At 36.4% G+C, this 15,818-nt stretch carries 16 protein-coding genes; 6 read left to right on the plus strand and 10 right to left on the minus strand.

Annotated features, from left to right (window positions below; all coding sequences use genetic code 11):
• Position 1: 1 nt before the first annotated feature.
• The 3 genes from NITER_RS07810 to NITER_RS07820 form a co-directional block, all read right to left on the minus strand.
• Positions 2-625 carry a recombinase family protein gene (locus NITER_RS07810; RefSeq protein ID WP_084275085.1) on the minus strand — a complete coding sequence of 208 codons (624 nt, stop codon included), beginning with the start codon at positions 623-625 and terminating at the stop codon, positions 2-4.
• Positions 626-753: 128 nt separating this feature from the next.
• Positions 754-1,773 carry an aldo/keto reductase gene (locus tag NITER_RS07815; protein ID WP_084275084.1) on the minus strand — a complete coding sequence of 340 codons (1,020 nt, stop codon included), beginning with the start codon at positions 1,771-1,773 and terminating at the stop codon, positions 754-756.
• Between the two features lie 60 nt (positions 1,774-1,833).
• Positions 1,834-2,859, minus strand: coding sequence for a cytochrome-c peroxidase (locus tag NITER_RS07820; protein WP_084276559.1), 1,026 nt, complete (start codon positions 2,857-2,859; stop codon positions 1,834-1,836).
• A 120-nt stretch (positions 2,860-2,979) separates the two neighbouring features.
• On the opposite strand from NITER_RS07820, the gene mntA reads away from it, so the two are divergent.
• From mntA to NITER_RS07850, 6 genes are all read left to right on the plus strand, one after another.
• A complete protein-coding gene (gene mntA / locus NITER_RS07825) occupies positions 2,980-3,279 on the plus strand; it encodes a type VII toxin-antitoxin system MntA family adenylyltransferase antitoxin (protein ID WP_084275083.1) in 300 nt (99 codons plus the stop codon).
• Positions 3,266-3,649 (plus strand): HI0074 family nucleotidyltransferase substrate-binding subunit, encoded by a 384-nt coding sequence (locus tag NITER_RS07830; protein WP_084275082.1) that lies wholly within the window; start codon positions 3,266-3,268, stop codon positions 3,647-3,649. Before mntA ends, NITER_RS07830 begins: the two co-directional genes overlap by 14 nt.
• 51 nt (positions 3,650-3,700) lie before the next feature.
• Positions 3,701-3,913 carry a 30S ribosomal protein S21 gene (gene rpsU, locus NITER_RS07835; protein ID WP_011979679.1) on the plus strand — a complete coding sequence of 71 codons (213 nt, stop codon included), beginning with the start codon at positions 3,701-3,703 and terminating at the stop codon, positions 3,911-3,913.
• Positions 3,914-4,163: 250 nt separating this feature from the next.
• On the plus strand, positions 4,164-4,712 hold the full coding sequence (locus NITER_RS07840) for a hypothetical protein (RefSeq protein ID WP_084275081.1): 549 nt from the start codon (positions 4,164-4,166) through the stop codon (positions 4,710-4,712).
• 22 nt (positions 4,713-4,734) lie between these two features.
• The gene (locus tag NITER_RS07845; protein WP_084275080.1) at positions 4,735-6,438 is read left to right on the plus strand and encodes a hypothetical protein; all 1,704 of its coding nucleotides are present in this window, start codon (positions 4,735-4,737) and stop codon (positions 6,436-6,438) included.
• Complete coding sequence (locus NITER_RS07850) at positions 6,438-7,070, plus strand: hypothetical protein (protein ID WP_084275079.1); 633 nt, start codon at positions 6,438-6,440, stop codon at positions 7,068-7,070. The genes NITER_RS07845 and NITER_RS07850 overlap by 1 nt, the downstream gene beginning before the upstream one ends.
• Positions 7,071-7,190: 120 nt before the next feature.
• Here NITER_RS07850 and NITER_RS07855 read toward each other — a convergent pair whose 3' ends face one another.
• The 7 genes from NITER_RS07855 to NITER_RS07885 all read right to left on the minus strand — a co-directional run bounded on the left by NITER_RS07855 (position 7,191) and on the right by NITER_RS07885 (position 15,816).
• On the minus strand, positions 7,191-9,488 hold the full coding sequence (locus NITER_RS07855; protein ID WP_084275078.1) for a fimbria/pilus outer membrane usher protein: 2,298 nt from the start codon (positions 9,486-9,488) through the stop codon (positions 7,191-7,193).
• A 1-nt stretch (position 9,489) separates the two neighbouring features.
• Positions 9,490-10,233, minus strand: coding sequence for a fimbrial biogenesis chaperone (locus tag NITER_RS07860; RefSeq protein WP_084275077.1), 744 nt, complete (start codon positions 10,231-10,233; stop codon positions 9,490-9,492).
• A gap of 43 nt (positions 10,234-10,276) precedes the next feature.
• A complete protein-coding gene (locus NITER_RS07865) occupies positions 10,277-10,765 on the minus strand; it encodes a Csu type fimbrial protein (RefSeq protein WP_084275076.1) in 489 nt (162 codons plus the stop codon).
• 321 nt (positions 10,766-11,086) lie between these two features.
• The gene (locus tag NITER_RS07870; protein ID WP_084275075.1) at positions 11,087-12,187 is read right to left on the minus strand and encodes a hypothetical protein; all 1,101 of its coding nucleotides are present in this window, start codon (positions 12,185-12,187) and stop codon (positions 11,087-11,089) included.
• Between the two features lie 234 nt (positions 12,188-12,421).
• Positions 12,422-14,248: a DUF2207 domain-containing protein gene (locus NITER_RS07875; RefSeq protein WP_084275074.1), complete on the minus strand. Its 1,827-nt coding sequence runs from the start codon at positions 14,246-14,248 to the stop codon at positions 12,422-12,424.
• Positions 14,245-14,796, minus strand: coding sequence for a LemA family protein (locus tag NITER_RS07880; RefSeq protein ID WP_084275073.1), 552 nt, complete (start codon positions 14,794-14,796; stop codon positions 14,245-14,247). The genes NITER_RS07875 and NITER_RS07880 overlap by 4 nt, the downstream gene beginning before the upstream one ends.
• Before the next feature lie 336 nt (positions 14,797-15,132).
• A complete protein-coding gene (locus NITER_RS07885) occupies positions 15,133-15,816 on the minus strand; it encodes a copper resistance protein B (RefSeq protein ID WP_084275072.1) in 684 nt (227 codons plus the stop codon).
• Positions 15,817-15,818: the final 2 nt, after the last annotated feature.

Here is a 15,818-nt window from a genome sequence, read left to right on the forward strand (position 1 = left end):
TTTATCCTTTATTATTGATTTTGCATGATATTTTTGGAATGTTAGGGCTAGATATCTCGCCCATCACAATTTTATCCAGCTCTCTGCTTGCTATATAATCTCGTATGGAGCTTCTGCTTACTCCTAAACTTTTCGCTATATGACTCACACTTTTTCCCTCCTTTAACATCTGAATGATTTTATCTCTATATACATCATATTTAGATCTTGAAATGCTCCCTTTTGGTCGCCCTTTGTGAATAGGTTCACTTCTGTTTTCCTCTCTTAGTTGATTCAAAAGTGAAATTACTATATGTGCCGGGGTATTTTTTTCTATTGTTATCGCATATTTTGTTATGGTTAGCTTTAAATCGTGACTAAAAATACAATTAAGAAACTGCACAACTTCCCCTACCCTTGGAGAAATTACACGAAGATCATAGAGAATAATATGATCCTCTTTTTTTAAAGAGTGAATAAACTCTTTGAGTTCCCTTCGCTCATCAAGTTTTAAAGAGACTGGGGCAACTTCGATATACTCCGCAAACTCTGTAATATTACGACTATGCAGAAAATCTTGTATAGATTTTTCTTGCATGGCTATAGAGTAGCGATCATTTTTAGAGCGCATATAGATATAGTTCATAGCAAACCATTCAATTTAGTTATGATTTTAATTAATGGAAGTTATTATAAAACTATTGGCGAAAAAAGTCAAGTATTTTTATTATTTTTTTCGTCAGTTTTTAGGAAAAAAATTTTTTACTATTCCCGCTATCCCATAGGATAGCAGTACTTTTTTTGCAAAGCAGTCAGCTCTTTGAGGATTTCTCGGGAAAGTTTTACTTCCATTGCAGCGAGGCTTGCATCAAGTTGATCAAGCTTTCTTGCCCCTATTATTGTAGAAGCTACAAAATCAAAATGTTTGCTATAAGCAACGGCTAAAGTCACTGGATGGATATCATATTTTTTCGCAATTTCAAGATATTCGGCGGTAAAGCCAAGGGTTTTATCATTGAAAAATCGCTTCGCATGCTCTCGTACTCTTTTTACAGGATGCTTGAGATACAGCGAAAATCTGGCATCTTCAGGGATAAACTTTTGGTTGTATTTCCCACTTAAAATGCCACCACCTATAGGTGAATATGGTAATAGACTCACTTTTTCCCTTCTGCAAACTGTCTCAAGTTCATCAAAAAATCTTGGATTGAGCAGACTAAAATTGTTTTGAATCGATTCAAAGCGTGCAAGCCCCTCGTACTTGGCTACCACATTTGCTTTTGTAAGTCCATAGGCTGTATCATTGGAAGTGCCTATATAGCGCACTTTCCCTTCACGTACCAGTTCATCAAAAGCTCGCATCGTCTCTTCAATCGGCACAACACTATCTGGCCAGTGCATTTGATAAAGGTCGATATAGTCCGTTCCTAGTCTTTTAAGAGATCCTTCAATAGCAGTTTTGATATGAAAGCGATCCATTGCTGTAAGACCATGGCGAATAGGCGGCACAAACCATCCACTAGCAGCTCCCGCTACTTTTGTAGCTAATATGATGGAATCCCTTGGCTTGGTTTTAAGCCACTCACCTACGATCTTTTCTGTCTGGCCAGCCCATTTGCTATCAGGCGGCACAGGATAAAGCTCCGCCGTATCAAAAAAGTTGATACCAAAATCGTATGCTCTATCTATGATCTTGAAAGCTTCCTCTTTAGGAGTTGTGGAACCAAAGGTCATGGTGCCAAGACAGATAGAAGTTACACGAAGGCCAGATCTACCGATATAGCGATATTCCATGTAAAACCTTTTTGCTTTATTGTAGCAAAAAGGTTAGCTTTTGGGGCAAAAGCCCCAAGATTAGTTCAGATCAGGTTTTGGAGTTGATGGAGTGCTGTTTGGAAGCATTGGAAGGCGCACATAAGGCTTTTTACCAGTAAGTGCTTTAAAAAATGTGGCAATTGAGTCAATCTGTTTTTTAGTAAGTTTTTTACCTAGCTGTGTTTCAGCCATAATCTCAATTGCCTCTTTGATATTGTATGTTGCACCATTATGGAAATATGGTGCAGTTTCAAGTATATTTCTCAGAGTTGGCACCTTCACCATACCATTCTTATCGCCTTTGAAATCACCAATATTCGCATACTTATATTTTCCAATTGCCGGGAATGGTGCCATACCACCACCAAGTCCTACACCATTGTGACAGCTTGCACATCCAACCTCGATAAACGTTTTAAGACCCTCTTTTTCTACTTCTGTGAGAGCTTTTTCATCCCCACCCAGATAGTCATCATAGCGGCTAGGAGTCACAAGAGTTCTCTCAAATGCTCCGATCGCTTTACCGATTGTTTTGATTGTAATCTCTTCTCCAGGATAGACTTTTGCAAACGCTTCTTTGTATTCTGGAATGCTTTTAACAACTTTTACTGCCAAATCTTTTGGCATATTCATCTCTACGTCTGCTTGAATTGGTCCAGTCGCTTGATCTTCAAGATCTGGACTTCTACCATCCCAAAACTGTTTTTGGTTAAAAACAGCGTTATAGACTGTAGGAGAGTTGAGATGGTGTGGATTGTGTCTCCATTTGTGCCCAGTTGCTACCGGTACATTGTCATCACCACCAGTGGAGAGATTGTGACATGTATTACAGCTAATAAGACCGCTGCGAGAAAGACGTGGGTCAAAATAGAGCTTTTTACCGAGTTCAACCTTTGCTTTTGTGATAGGGTTTTTCGGATTATCGATCAACTTGAAAAGTTTACTCACCTCTTGAGGAATTGGCTGCAAACCAGCCTGTTTTGCCTTTTCAATCAAAGCATCTTTTGCAAAAGCACTAACACTTATTAATGCAGTTGCCAATACTACACTTTTTGCTATCTTCATAGCTCCTCCTTTTTTATATTTTGGCATAATTTTATCATTATTAATATTAAATTTTATTAATAATTTTTTTCCTTTTATACTGTGTGCTATAATTTTTTGAATGAGATAAAGGTTATAATGATGAAAAAAAAGATAAATCCGCAAGTAAAAATTCAAGCAATCATCAATTATCTCAAAACATACCATCCTAAAAAGATAATACTTTTTGGTTCTCATGCAAAAGGATATGCCACCAAACAGTCTGATATAGACATTGCTATTGATTTACCAATTGATTTTCGCTCAAAAAGAAAACTCAAAGAGGAAGTTGAAAAATTAAGTGGGTTACTGAGTGTGGATATTGTTTTTTTGAATGAAGCTGATAAAAATTTCCAAAAACAAATAGAAAAAGAGGGAAAAGTTCTTTATGAAAAAGAGTGATGTACTTATTAAAATAAAAAATTTTGAGATGGCTAGACAGAGGCTCCAAGAAGCTATCGATATAGCACAAGATGAACTTGATAAAGATGGGGTATTACAGCGATTTGAGTTTACCATAGAGTTGCTTTGGAAAGCTCTTAAAGCAGTGCTTGCGTATCAAGGAATTGAGTGTTTTTCGCCTAGAAACTGCATTAAAGAGGCTTACAAAGCTCATCTTATTGATGATGATGAAATCATACTCGATATGCTAGAAGATAGGAATCTCAGCTCACATATTTATGACCAAAAAAGAAGCGAAGAGATATTTGAGAGAATCAAAAAGGTCTATATCTCATATCTTAACAACATTAACCTCAAAAAATGGCTCTAATTTTGTGGTATAATATCGCCCAATCTTAACCTGAAAGGGGGTGATGTCAGTATGCCTGGCATCCTCGTTAGACCTGATCAGTCGTTTGAGGAAGCGTACCGCCTTTTCAAAAAGCAAGTTGATAGAAACTTGATCGTCACAGAAGCTCGTGCTCGTAGATTTTACGAAAAGCCAACTGAAAGACGAAAAAAAGAGAAGATTGCGGCACGCAAGAAAATGCTCAAACGACTCTATATGCTCAGACGATACGAATCTCGTCTGTAGCACTTCGGCCTTCTGGCCGAAACTACTTAAATGGTAATTACTTCTCCAATTTGGCAAAAAAATTTCTTCTTAACGTTTGAGATACAAAAAATTCCTGCATTTATAAATCTCCTTAAAAACAAAATGCTACTCTATATTTTTCTTAAAAAGATCATTTATTTTATAAAAAAGTCAGCATAAAAAAGAAGAAAGTTGTCTTATTTTTAAGTTTAGATCAATTATAATCTAGACAATAAAGGAAGGGAGAAAAATGAAAAAGTTAGCATTTCTTTTTTCAATTATACTTTTTCTTGCATTTGAGGGATGTTCTCAAAAGTCTTTTACAGAATTTAAAACAAATATCAAAAATATTTTCACAAGCAAAAAAGCGAAAAAAAATCCTTATCTGATAAATTTTAAAAAATATTTTCCAAAAACTGTTTACCTGGGAAGACCAATACCAAAAGAGTCAGTTATTGATCTCAATACTCCTATTGTTCCCAAAGAGTGCAAACCAGTAGGATGGATAAGTGTTCTTTTCCCTAAAGGACTTAATGTTAAGAGCATCATTTTTAAAGAGATATATGAAACAAAAAAAAGGGAGATGACAGCACTGAAAAAAAAGGCTGCCTCACATGGAATACGTTATATAAACTCCTATTTCGACACATCTCACAGCCGTTTTGTAAAGGTATATGATCCTTATCTAAAAAAGACGCTCAACGCACAAATTACGCCTTTTAAACATATTATTATTGATAATGGAAAACTTTATCGGGAATCCGTCAGAGCATATAGATGTAAAAAGACAATAAAATAAAATCGAGTAATAAAGGAAATAAATGAAAAAGAAATTACTTATTGCTAGTGGAGCATTAGCATTATTAGGTATTATCTTACTTATTTTAGGCCTTACCTATTTCAAAAATCGTGGAGAACTTGAATCGAAAATATATGTAAGAGATGCAATTATGCCTATGGCTTACAAGGTATATGGAAATCCTGAAGTAGAAAATGGAAAATATTATCTTGCAAAAGTGGTTTTTCATAATAGTGGAAAAGGTTATATCAAAAATTTAAAAATCTCTTACCGTGTACCTAAATTTATAGAGTGGACAACTCCAATGGAGTATGGGGAAGTTCTACCTGATCAAACAGTAGTGGATCTTTTCTATCCCCAATTTCCAGAAAAGATACTCAATATTTTAAATGCTACTCCAGCAAAATTAGAAATCAAATATAGTTATAATGACGGGGTAAAAAATTATGAATTTGTCAAAAGGAAAAATTTCCAAATTAGAGGAAGAAACGAGCTCATTTATACAGATACTCCTCCTGAAGAGATCTCTTCTGTATATGATCTTTATACAAATGACAAACTCATTAGCTGTTTCGTTACACCAGAAGATCCCGTCATTAAATATTTTACACAACAACTGCAAAAAAATGTATTGCAAGGTTCTACTGCTGGCGCAGGTGCAGGAACACAAGAGGTTCTACGTTTTATGGAAGCTCTTTATAACTTTGAAAGAGCTGCAGGCATTGTGTATGGGGGTACACTTGGACTGCCAGAGAAGATAGGCGATAAGATTACAATAGTACAACATGTTCGTCTTCCAAGAGAAGTATTAACTGGGGGAGCAGGACTATGTATAGAACTTAGTACACTTTTTTGTAGTGTTGCAGAATCTGCCGGATTAGACACGGTAATATTTACAACAGAAAATCATGCCTTTCCTGGTGTAATTGTTGGAAACCAAATCATCGCTATCGAAGCTACGGGTGTAGGGGGAGCGGGACTTGGAGGAAGCTTGAGTTTTCAACAAGCTGTTGAAGTTGGAATGAAAAATGTACAAAATTTTATGAGTGGTATGCCCATAAATGGCGCACGTCCAATTTCAATGCTCCATATAAATGACCTTCATAGAAAAGGATATAGACCTCCTGATCTTCAAGATGATCCAACACTTCGAAAAAAGATAGATGAAATATTTAATAAATTGATTGTGGGACCAGCACCGTCACCGTCACCAGCACCAATGCCTTCGCCAGCACCATCGCCTTCACCAGCGCCAATGCCGACACCTTCACCGGTACCAACGCCAGCACCTTCAGCTCAAATATATCAGGATCCTTCTGGACTTTTTAGTTTTCAATATCCCTCTAACTGGCAAATATTGCCTACACCAAATCCCTATGTTCCTTATCTTAAAGTTTTAGCAGTAGACCCTCAAGGTATACAAGACGCAGAAGTCTATATATTTAACAATACCCAAAATATAGATCAGGCATTTTCTATGCTCTACAATTTAACGATACAAATGGGTGGACAAATGAACTATCAACCAGCAGGAGAAGTAAATATTAATGGAAAAGTATATAAGCGTTATGCTGGCATAAAAAGTTCAAGGGAAATGCAAGTGAATTGGGTAGGATACTTTACGCATTCAAGTCAAGGAGTAGTTGGATTTGTATTGAGCTCTACTTCAAATCAGCTCAATACTCCGGAGTTGATTTTAATAAAAAATAGTTTTAAGGTGCGATAATGAAAAAGATATTTGTTTTAATCCTGCTAACACTTTCTTTATTTGCTGAAAAGATTATTATTCAATTAGATGTGAATGTTAATGAATGTGGAGACGCAAAAATTACATGGACGCAAAAAGCGACTGCTTTTCAATGGAAAATGCTCGTTCAAAAGTATGGAAACAACCCTGCACTTCTTAAAAGAGAAATTATAGCCTCTCTACCAGGATATGAACTTACCAATTTTTCATTCAAACGCAATGATATCGAGAGGACAATGATATTCTCATTCGACGCAAAAGGAGTTGTAAAATATAAAGGCAATGGTATTTGGCATTTCAAATATGAAAAGAAATTCACCCCAAGAAAAATCTCGCCTACCGAGTGGTTTTTTACTGATACAGAAAACGAAGGAAATATTTTAGCAGAGTATGACATCTCATTAAAACTTCCTCAAAGAGCAAAAAAAGCTCATTTAACAACTAATGAGTTTGACGAAAAAGTTTTAGAGTACTTTCTTAAACCAACCATTTTTCAACGAATTTCTATAGTAACCTATATAGGAATCGGTTTAATTTTTATCGCTCTTGTATTAGCGCTCATTGCACTATTTTACAAAGAAAAGCCACAAAAGATAGAAAATCAAAAATAGTTTTATCTATACTCTCTATGGAGTATAGAACTCCCATCTCAACTTTTTTGAAATGTGTCGAATAGTTTGTTATCACTAAAATATTAAATATATTACACTTTCATATTGAAGAAAAAAATCTTATTTACAAACTATATCGCCAACATTTATAAAGGGCTCTTTTGACTCAGGCACAAAGAGAGTAAATCTACACTCCTTTCCGTCTTTAAAAATATGGGCAGGATATCTACCACTTTTAAGACCCTCAATATAGAAAAAGCCTTTTTCACCTGTAACACTCTCTATTTTTTTACCTTCTACATTTATATCAAGGCCTGCAAACTCTACAGGTACTTTTTTCTCTTTTTCTATCCAAAATATTTTTCCTTCAACTGCATTCAATCTCCCTATCTCAAATTTTACAATTCCTCCACTTCTGTAATAAGGAGCAACGTGTTTTGTAGATTCCTTTAGGGTAAATTCCATAGGCAGGTCATTTGCGGATATTGAAATAGGATTGTCATAATAAGATACAAGGCCAGGAACAACAAGTTTGCCACTCTCTGAAGTCTCCCCCATAAATTGTCCACCAAGTCTCACCTTTGCACCTTTCAACCCTGTATCTACAAGAGCAAAACCGTCATAGATAGGTGCAGAAGGATGCACCTCTCCTCCCGCTACTACAAGGGCACCTCTTGCCCCAAGGCTTATAGAACCTAAATTCTCTGTCTTTTGATATTCGCCTATAAGATGCCCAAACTCATGATGATATTCGACTCTTCCATAGCCACGCCATTCTCCACTGCTATCATGTTGATTTCTATTAACCTGCAGTCTATATCCAACACCAGGACCTCTTGGCGGATTCTTAGAGAGTGAAAGAGTGCTGTTTTGCTGTCCAACCCTTGAGGTATGTTGAAGAGACGCGTAGCGACTTTTACCAAGAGGTAGGAGTATGCCAAAAGTAAAGATATCTTCTGTTTTGGAAGTTAACCACTGCCTTTGAAAGGTTAGAAAAATATTTCCTACTTTTAAAAAAGGTCTGTGGTAGTGGATAGAAAGAGCTTTTGTCTTTGAATTATCATGATTCTTGTTCCATGAAAAGACCGAAGAAATGCTCCCTTGTGGACCAACACTAAAACTAACTCTTACTGCCCAGTTAAGAGATGAATTATTTGTTTCTAAAAGATCTGTATACTCTTTAGAGAATTTTCTCAAAGTAAAACCAAGACTTATTCTTTTTTGAGTGGGAATGTTTATGCCCAAAGAGCCCGCATAGCCTGCCTCTCCCTCTTTTTGGCTCAAAGCAGTTGAGAATCTCATCTCTGCTTTTGAAAAGAGTGAAGTAGTTGCTTCTACTCCCGCATTTGCAATCTCATCATCTACTTCCGCACGCAAACCCATAGTTAGATAATCTGTAAGGCCTCGTCTCATATATCCCAATAGGGCAGCCCTGCCATAATGGAAATTTTCTTTTCCAATATCTTCTCTCCTAAAACCAAATGCAAGACTATACTCTGTAACTCCCTGCCCGAGCATACGCGATGGTATATAAAATGGTCTTTCAATAACAGTTTCCTTCCCAAGGGCATCTCTTATAATCAGAGTGATTTTGCCACTACCTGGCATTGCAGGTAGGTTCTCTATTCTAAATGGACCAGGTGGTAATTCAAGCCTTTGATAGAGTGCACCATTAAGATAAACCTCTACCGTTGAAGGTGTCTCAAGAACCCCTTCTATACCTAAATTTGGATAGCGAAGAAGATAGGGATTGAGAGAAAAATTTCGTTCTATTTTCACTCCTCCAAGCAAAAGATTGCTTCCAAGTTCTCCCGAAGTAGCACTGAAGTCCCCTATCACTACTCTGTGCAACTTATCTGGCTTGTCAATTGTAATACTGCTTGAGAGCCTATGGAGGCTATTCACACTCTCTGACTTAGCATAAGATAGATCCGAATAAAAAAGCAATTCTTCTAATCTCAAAGCTGCCTCAAAGTTGCCATTAAATGTTTCATTATTCAAATGATCATCCGCATAGTATCTCAGATAGTAATTGAGGTAAAAAGCATTATCCTTCAAATACTCTAACTCATGAATTTCTCTTTTTCTCTTGATGGCAACATTTGTGGGAGTCAGTAGTCTTGGATCAACTGTAATTTCCAAGAGTGCCTTCTTTTCATTTACACTAAAATTCAAATCCTTAATGGAATTAAGTGAAATTAAACCTGTCTTTTTCTTTGCCCTGAAGGGTTTTTTGAGTCCAATACTTCTAAGAAAATCTTCTGTGACCAAGATATCTTTGTCTGGAGTGATGGAGACTATAAAATCTCCTTTTACCTGCCCATTTACTACAACCCTTAAGACAGCCTCTATATTTAAAGATGCGAAACATACATAAACAAAGATAAAAATATAGAAAAACCATCCCAATTTTCGCATATTACTGACTGCAAACCCTTTTTTTAGGTAAACTGAAAATAGATGACTTTTCTATTTTTTCTGTTTTTACTTTTACCTCAAGAGATGTCGTCCTTTTACACTCTTTGCTGCCTATGTTAATCACATAGCGCTTCTTAGCACCAGGTAGAATATACCACCCTCGTATGTTTTTATGAAAAGTCTCTTTTTGGTTCCGATCAAAACCTCTCCAGGAGATCTCCTTCACCATAATATGGACACTTCCGCTATTCTTAACATCTACGCTCATTTTTCCACTCTCTACTTTCAAGTCCTTAATCTCAAAGGAGCGTTTAATATTTTCTGGAGCCACAAACACTGGTAAATCTATCTTTAAAGCAATCGTAATTTTCTTATCTCCAGGCTTTGAAACAGGTATCTCCCTTACAAAGATTCTATAGGTCCTCTCAACCTTTAGCTTCTCTCCCTTGTAAGCAATCCTTATCACTCTTTCACTTTTAGGTTCAAGTTTTAGCATTTTTGGAAAAAACACGAGACCTTTAGGCTCGCTATAAATGGGTTTTCCATTCTTATTCTGCTCCCATGAGTAACCGCCAACTTGGATATATATAGATCTCTTTTGGGGATTATAGACCCTGATCTCACCACTTTTTTTCTTGGAATCGAGGTATATCTTAACTGGATAAACCATGAAGGAACCAGCCCAACCTTGCAAGGAAAAGAAGAGAAGGAAGAGAAAAAGAAAACCATTTTTAAAATCTCTCATATTCACAGATCCTTATTGTATAACAGGGCAAAGCCCTGCTCCGTCAATAGACGACTGTTACAGTAAGTGTATCTGTATAGGTGCCGGCAGGCACAAGAGAGGGGATCCCGAATAGTTTACCATACACCGTGTATGTCTGAGCACTACCCGTACCTGTACCATTCACACATGTCCCGCTATGTGTGCCCGCACTGGTACAAGAATCCCCCCATAACTGGGTGTATGCATCATCCTGATACAACTCATACTCTAATAAGCAACTTCCTCCTGTATTAAAGCATCGTGAATCTGGTTGACCATTACTACTACCTATCCCTATCAGATAATTCAGTCCATTTGCAACAGTTACTTCAATGGTTGTTGTTGCTGTAGTTTCCTGTGTATAACTTCCTGTTCCAAAGTCAAGGTTATGTGCTGTTATAGTCACTGCCTCCGGGACTGTTGCACTCACTTGCAGTGTGGTAGTAGTTTCAGCTGCCAAAAGAATAGAGCCTGATATGACCAATCCAGCCATTAAAGCTAATCTTTTCATAACCCACCTCCTATTAATGAGTTATATTTATTATATTAAATAATAAATAATAAATAATAAATATTATCAAGTATATAACTTATTTTTTTCAGATATAATATATTTATATTCATAATTATAAAAATATAATATTTTAATTGTCGTACAAGAAGAAAAGAAGAAATATATTGATAGCTTTTTATTTTTATTGAAAAAGTGGAAGATAAATACAACTTCTAAAGAAGAAATATAAATAATCTTTGTCTTTTATATAAGCTTTTTAATATATTTTATATAATTTCATGATTTTATACTATCCAATTACTAACAATATGCACTATTTTAATGCACTAAAGTACCTGTTGTCATACCTCCAAATATTTTGTTTTGAAATGAAAAAACCAAACCAGTTCTTGGATCAACTGTAGCTACACCCCATATTACACCATTCCAAGAAACTGATACTTGATTGCCTTTTGCTACCATTGTAACACCTATGCCAGGCAATGAAAGAGTATAGCCATGTAAAAGCACAGGATGATAATAGTGAGGGCCCATAAAACGGAGCCCCCATGCTTCTTTGGAATTTAGCGGTGCGCTACTATTATCCATAGTTGTAATATTAAATCTGGCTAGTTCTCCATCATTGCCCATAGGTTGTACCTGAATGCGCCCAGTTGGAACTGCCATTCCTGTATATTGCTCAACTGTCTGTAATTGATAAAGAGCACTCATCCTAGCAGCTGCTGGAAGTGATGGCAATGAAGGAAGCTGCACACTACCTTTTTGCAAAAACGATACTTTAGTTACAGTTGAGCCGGCGGTTTCAACTCCACTCCATGAAACAGTTTCAAAATCTAGCACAAGACCAGATCTCACATCATATTTAATAACTTGCTTCGTCACCCCTTTTCCACGAGGTGCATATTCAAAGATGACAAGTCCAGGCTGTCCACTAATGGCAATACCTTGACGTCTTGCCTGCTCAATTGATTGAGGGGAAAGCATTGCTGCCATTCTTTGAGGATCTACCCAAAAAAGACCATCGCCTCTTTTACCTAAAACTTTAGGAATTAACGAAACACCCATTTTGCTTGCCTGCACTTCTATTCCAAGAACTCTATTTGGTTCCACAGCACAAACCACATATGCAGTCGACATTACTAGATAACTAGCAGAACCTCCACCTCGGTTTCCACCTTCACTTCTATAGTAGACTACTAATCCAGGCTTTATCCAAGAAGGCAGTTGTCCTTGAGAGAATAACCCAAATCCCATGCCGAAATGTGGTCCATTACTTAATGGTCCTATTCCTTTTCTAAAATCTTGACCTTGAGCCGTAAAGGCAAATAAAAAGAAAAAAAATAGATAAGGTAGTAAAAATAGTCTTTTTAGTTGCCTAAAACTATGATCTTTCTTTAAAGCTACTACTATATTTTTCATTTTTAATCCTTTTTAATATTTTATAGTTAAATAAATTATATTACATTTTATGATTAAAATGCAAAAAGATAATTATTTATTCCAAGAAAATAGGAATGGCTAGTTTCTAAGATTTACATTTGTCGCATTTCATTAATATAGCAGCCAAAGAAGCGAATATTGACAAGTCTTAAAATTATTTTAAAAATTATTTTAATATACATTATATTCAGCAAAAATCTATTTAGTAATAATTTACCAAGATCCGCCGCCTCCTCCACCAGATCCACCGCCACTAAAGCTCCCTCCACCACCTACAGAATTCGATGGAGCATATGCAGCTACTGCAGATGTATTCTCACTAAATTCTTGCATATGATAAAAATTGCCGTGATACCAAGAGGGTTGGGCAGAATGAAACTGCTCATAAAATTTGAGCCAGTGTTTTGTCAGATCAAATAGCATTGCAAAAGGAAGCAATTTATCAAGAAAGTAGGGATCTTCTTGTAAAAAGTAGTTTATTTGTGCTGCTTTTGCCCTTTGAATAAACTCTTTAAGACCTAGTAAATCTCGATAAACTTTTACTCCTTTTGGCGTATAAAGACCAATATGACGATAGATATAAAAAATAGCTCCCACTCCTATGAGAATAAAAGGGATAGGAGAAAGCAAAATATCTTGCCATGAGAAAGATGCAATAAAACCGATCATAACAGCTCCACCTATGAAGATAAACCAAAGACCCAAAAAGCGCTCTAATCCCCTCCCCCGAAAAAGCCTCCATACTCCTATGCCAACAAACAGAGCCGGTATACCAATAGAAAATAGAAGAGGGATATCCGTCATGCGATGTGTCACAAGAACTATTACAATAAATATTACAAACAGCAAAAAAATGGAAAAGGCAAGAAATTTTATTCTAAGCTTTTGTGGATTTTCTTGGAAATAGCCCTCTTTAACACTCCAATCATAAAGAAGCTGATTTATTGATTGAAAACCACTCCGTATTCGTTGTGCAATATCCTCATCTTTTTTGAGAATAAATGTATCGCCATAAGGAAAAAGAATCTGAAAATAGAGAATATTTTGCGCAGGGGTGAGATTTTGCGGTTTTTTTGCAGTCTTTTTAATAAGAGTCTCTCTGTTTGCAAAAAATCCTTCTTGATCTCTTTCTTCAATACTCACAAATCCTTTTACTGCAAGTTCTATTACTGAAGCTGGGAAATCTTTTGTCTCAGCGAATCGATCATAAAGAAGTCCCGCTTCCAAGACACCTATATCTTTGGGAGGTTTATATACTGGATGAATAGAAAAAGAAAATGAAGTTGCATGATCTTTATAAAAAAAGAAGAGATAGAGCAGAAATAAAAGCAATAGAGGATATTGTATGAATGCTTTGGCATAATCCAATAATCCCATACGCTGATTTTCTAATCCGCTTTGACCCAGCAGACCTCTTGGAAACGCTATTTCTACAGTTAAGCCTTCATGAGGATCGAATTTCGAAGCCTCTACTTCAAAGGTATGATCATCAAGCCACTGCAAAGAGGCGGTGTTTTTTGTTGAACCATATCTTCCCAAAAATGTACGCACTTGAATACTACTTTTTGAAAGAATCGGTGGAAGGTGTACGGTGACTTTTGCATAACTGATTGGTACTCTCCACTCTGTTCCGATGGCGTTCCAACGTACAGCATCATGCATCTCATCTTGATAGAGCACCCCTTTTGCTACATTGTAGCTGATGGTATAGTGATGTTTTCCAGTAATTGTTCTGTTTGGATCGCCGATCTTTATTCTAATGGCTTGCTGCATATGAATAATTTCAAAAGGACTCTCTTGTCCATCTACCAAAACTTTGAAATCCCATAGCCCTATATCTTTTGGTAAAAAGTCTGTTTTTATAGCATTTGGTATATCTCTATAGATACCATGGCGATAGAGCGAACCAAAATTGTAAACAATATCTTCTTGTACATGGAGTGATCCATCGGGATAGATTGTAAGATCGACTTTAAAATTTTCTATATGCTCTGCCCAACTGATAACAAAAGCGATGAAAAAGAGGAGGATTTTTTTCATAACTCTATTTTTGGCATCTCTTTTGCTTTTGCATCTTCAAGCTCAAAGTACTCTTTTGGAGTAAAACCATATCTTTTGGCTATAAGCATATCTGGAAAACTATCAATCTTAGCATTGTAATCTCTCACAACCGCGTTATAGTAGCGCCTTGCATTTTGAAGCGCCTCTTCTATATTGGAGAGCTCTTGCTGGAGTTGGAGAAATGTTGTATTTGCTTTGAGTTCGGGATAGCTCTCAGCTAATGCAAAAATATGCCCTAATGCGCTTGAAAGATGCTCTTCAGCATCAGCTTTTTCTTTGAGTGAGGTTGCTTTTTGGCTTTGGTTTCTCGCTTCAATCACCTCTTTAAGCGTCGATTTTTCATAATCCATATACCCTTTGACTGTGTCAACAAGCGCAGGGATGAGATCGTGACGCCTTTTGAGCTGCACATCGATATCGCTCCAAGCAGCCTCAGCCCTTTCTCTTAGCGCAACAAGTCCATTATAAATGCCGATGAAATAGACAATAATACCTGCTACAATAGCTAGAAAAATCCAAAAAGCCATTATATATCCTTTGCAATTTTCTTATACTATTGTAACTAAATTGTATATATTTTTAAGAAAATATAATCATCCACATCTATATTTTCATTGACATCAAATCTTTAATATTTTTATACAACTCTATCGGTTGAGAATAACTTTAGCAATATTTTTATGACAATCCTTACTTTTTATAGTAACCCCATACTAAATCCCCACACTTCATATCTATACAATAGATTCTTTTTTATTTATAAGCTAGAAGATTATTACAATTTACTCTGCAATGAGATAATTCTTTCATTAAAATATTAAGAAAAGCTCTGTATATTTTTCGTGTGCAATGAAATGATTGTGCTAAAACCAAAACCTCACTCCTCCTACGAAATAGGCTTCATCTAAAGGTGAATACTTTCTTGTATTTCCAAAATTCTTACTCCACTCTATTCCTATATAGGGTGCGAACTCCCTTTTGATCTCATATCTCAGCCTCGCTCCTATAGTGAGGTTAGAAAGCCCTGCACCATACCCCATGCGGGGTTCATCTTTTGTATATGCCTCAGTACTCACTTTTGGAGTTAGTATCAATTTTTGTGTCAAAAGTGCTTCATACTCAAGATCGATTCTAAGCCCCATATTTCCATTCCCACCAACCAAAAGTGCAGCTCTTGTTTCAAAAAAGTAAGGTGCCAACCCCGCAAGGGCAACAACAGTCCATGATTTATATTTTTCGTTTGCTCTATCTAAACCCACTCCTATTTGTACATCCCAAAAAGGTGCGATTGCACGAGAATAGAGAAGCTGGTTTTCGCTATTGACACTTTCTCCATGAGGCTTTTCACCTTCACTGTAAAAATAGAATTTATTAATATCATAGCCGATATATCCGTACGTGTCCCAATATATTGCTCTCTCATCATTTGCCTGGTACTCAAGACTATCTGCTGTAAAAGTTGCTCGCAATATATCTCCTCCCCCACCAGCCAATGCAGAGCTTATGAGTGTAGCAAAAAGCAGCAATTGTAAAAATAGATTTTTCATAT

This window comes from Nitratiruptor tergarcus DSM 16512 (assembly GCF_027946175.1).
Taxonomy (GTDB): domain Bacteria; phylum Campylobacterota; class Campylobacteria; order Campylobacterales; family Nitratiruptoraceae; genus Nitratiruptor; species Nitratiruptor tergarcus.

Excerpts from the sequence above, each read along its gene's own strand:
- NITER_RS07810 (WP_084275085.1), bottom strand. The coding sequence starts at position 625 with ATGAACTATATCTATATGCGCTCTAAAAATGATCGCTACTCTATAGCC.
- NITER_RS07815 (WP_084275084.1), bottom strand. The coding sequence starts at position 1,773 with ATGGAATATCGCTATATCGGTAGATCTGGCCTTCGTGTAACTTCTATC.
- NITER_RS07820 (WP_084276559.1), bottom strand. The coding sequence starts at position 2,859 with ATGAAGATAGCAAAAAGTGTAGTATTGGCAACTGCATTAATAAGTGTT.
- mntA (WP_084275083.1), top strand. The coding sequence starts at position 2,980 with ATGAAAAAAAAGATAAATCCGCAAGTAAAAATTCAAGCAATCATCAAT.
- NITER_RS07830 (WP_084275082.1), top strand. The coding sequence starts at position 3,266 with ATGAAAAAGAGTGATGTACTTATTAAAATAAAAAATTTTGAGATGGCT.
- rpsU (WP_011979679.1), top strand. The coding sequence starts at position 3,701 with ATGCCTGGCATCCTCGTTAGACCTGATCAGTCGTTTGAGGAAGCGTAC.
- NITER_RS07840 (WP_084275081.1), top strand. The coding sequence starts at position 4,164 with ATGAAAAAGTTAGCATTTCTTTTTTCAATTATACTTTTTCTTGCATTT.
- NITER_RS07845 (WP_084275080.1), top strand. The coding sequence starts at position 4,735 with ATGAAAAAGAAATTACTTATTGCTAGTGGAGCATTAGCATTATTAGGT.
- NITER_RS07850 (WP_084275079.1), top strand. The coding sequence starts at position 6,438 with ATGAAAAAGATATTTGTTTTAATCCTGCTAACACTTTCTTTATTTGCT.
- NITER_RS07855 (WP_084275078.1), bottom strand. The coding sequence starts at position 9,488 with ATGCGAAAATTGGGATGGTTTTTCTATATTTTTATCTTTGTTTATGTA.
- NITER_RS07860 (WP_084275077.1), bottom strand. The coding sequence starts at position 10,233 with ATGAGAGATTTTAAAAATGGTTTTCTTTTTCTCTTCCTTCTCTTCTTT.
- NITER_RS07865 (WP_084275076.1), bottom strand. The coding sequence starts at position 10,765 with ATGAAAAGATTAGCTTTAATGGCTGGATTGGTCATATCAGGCTCTATT.
- NITER_RS07870 (WP_084275075.1), bottom strand. The coding sequence starts at position 12,187 with ATGAAAAATATAGTAGTAGCTTTAAAGAAAGATCATAGTTTTAGGCAA.
- NITER_RS07875 (WP_084275074.1), bottom strand. The coding sequence starts at position 14,248 with ATGAAAAAAATCCTCCTCTTTTTCATCGCTTTTGTTATCAGTTGGGCA.
- NITER_RS07880 (WP_084275073.1), bottom strand. The coding sequence starts at position 14,796 with ATGGCTTTTTGGATTTTTCTAGCTATTGTAGCAGGTATTATTGTCTAT.
- NITER_RS07885 (WP_084275072.1), bottom strand. The coding sequence starts at position 15,816 with ATGAAAAATCTATTTTTACAATTGCTGCTTTTTGCTACACTCATAAGC.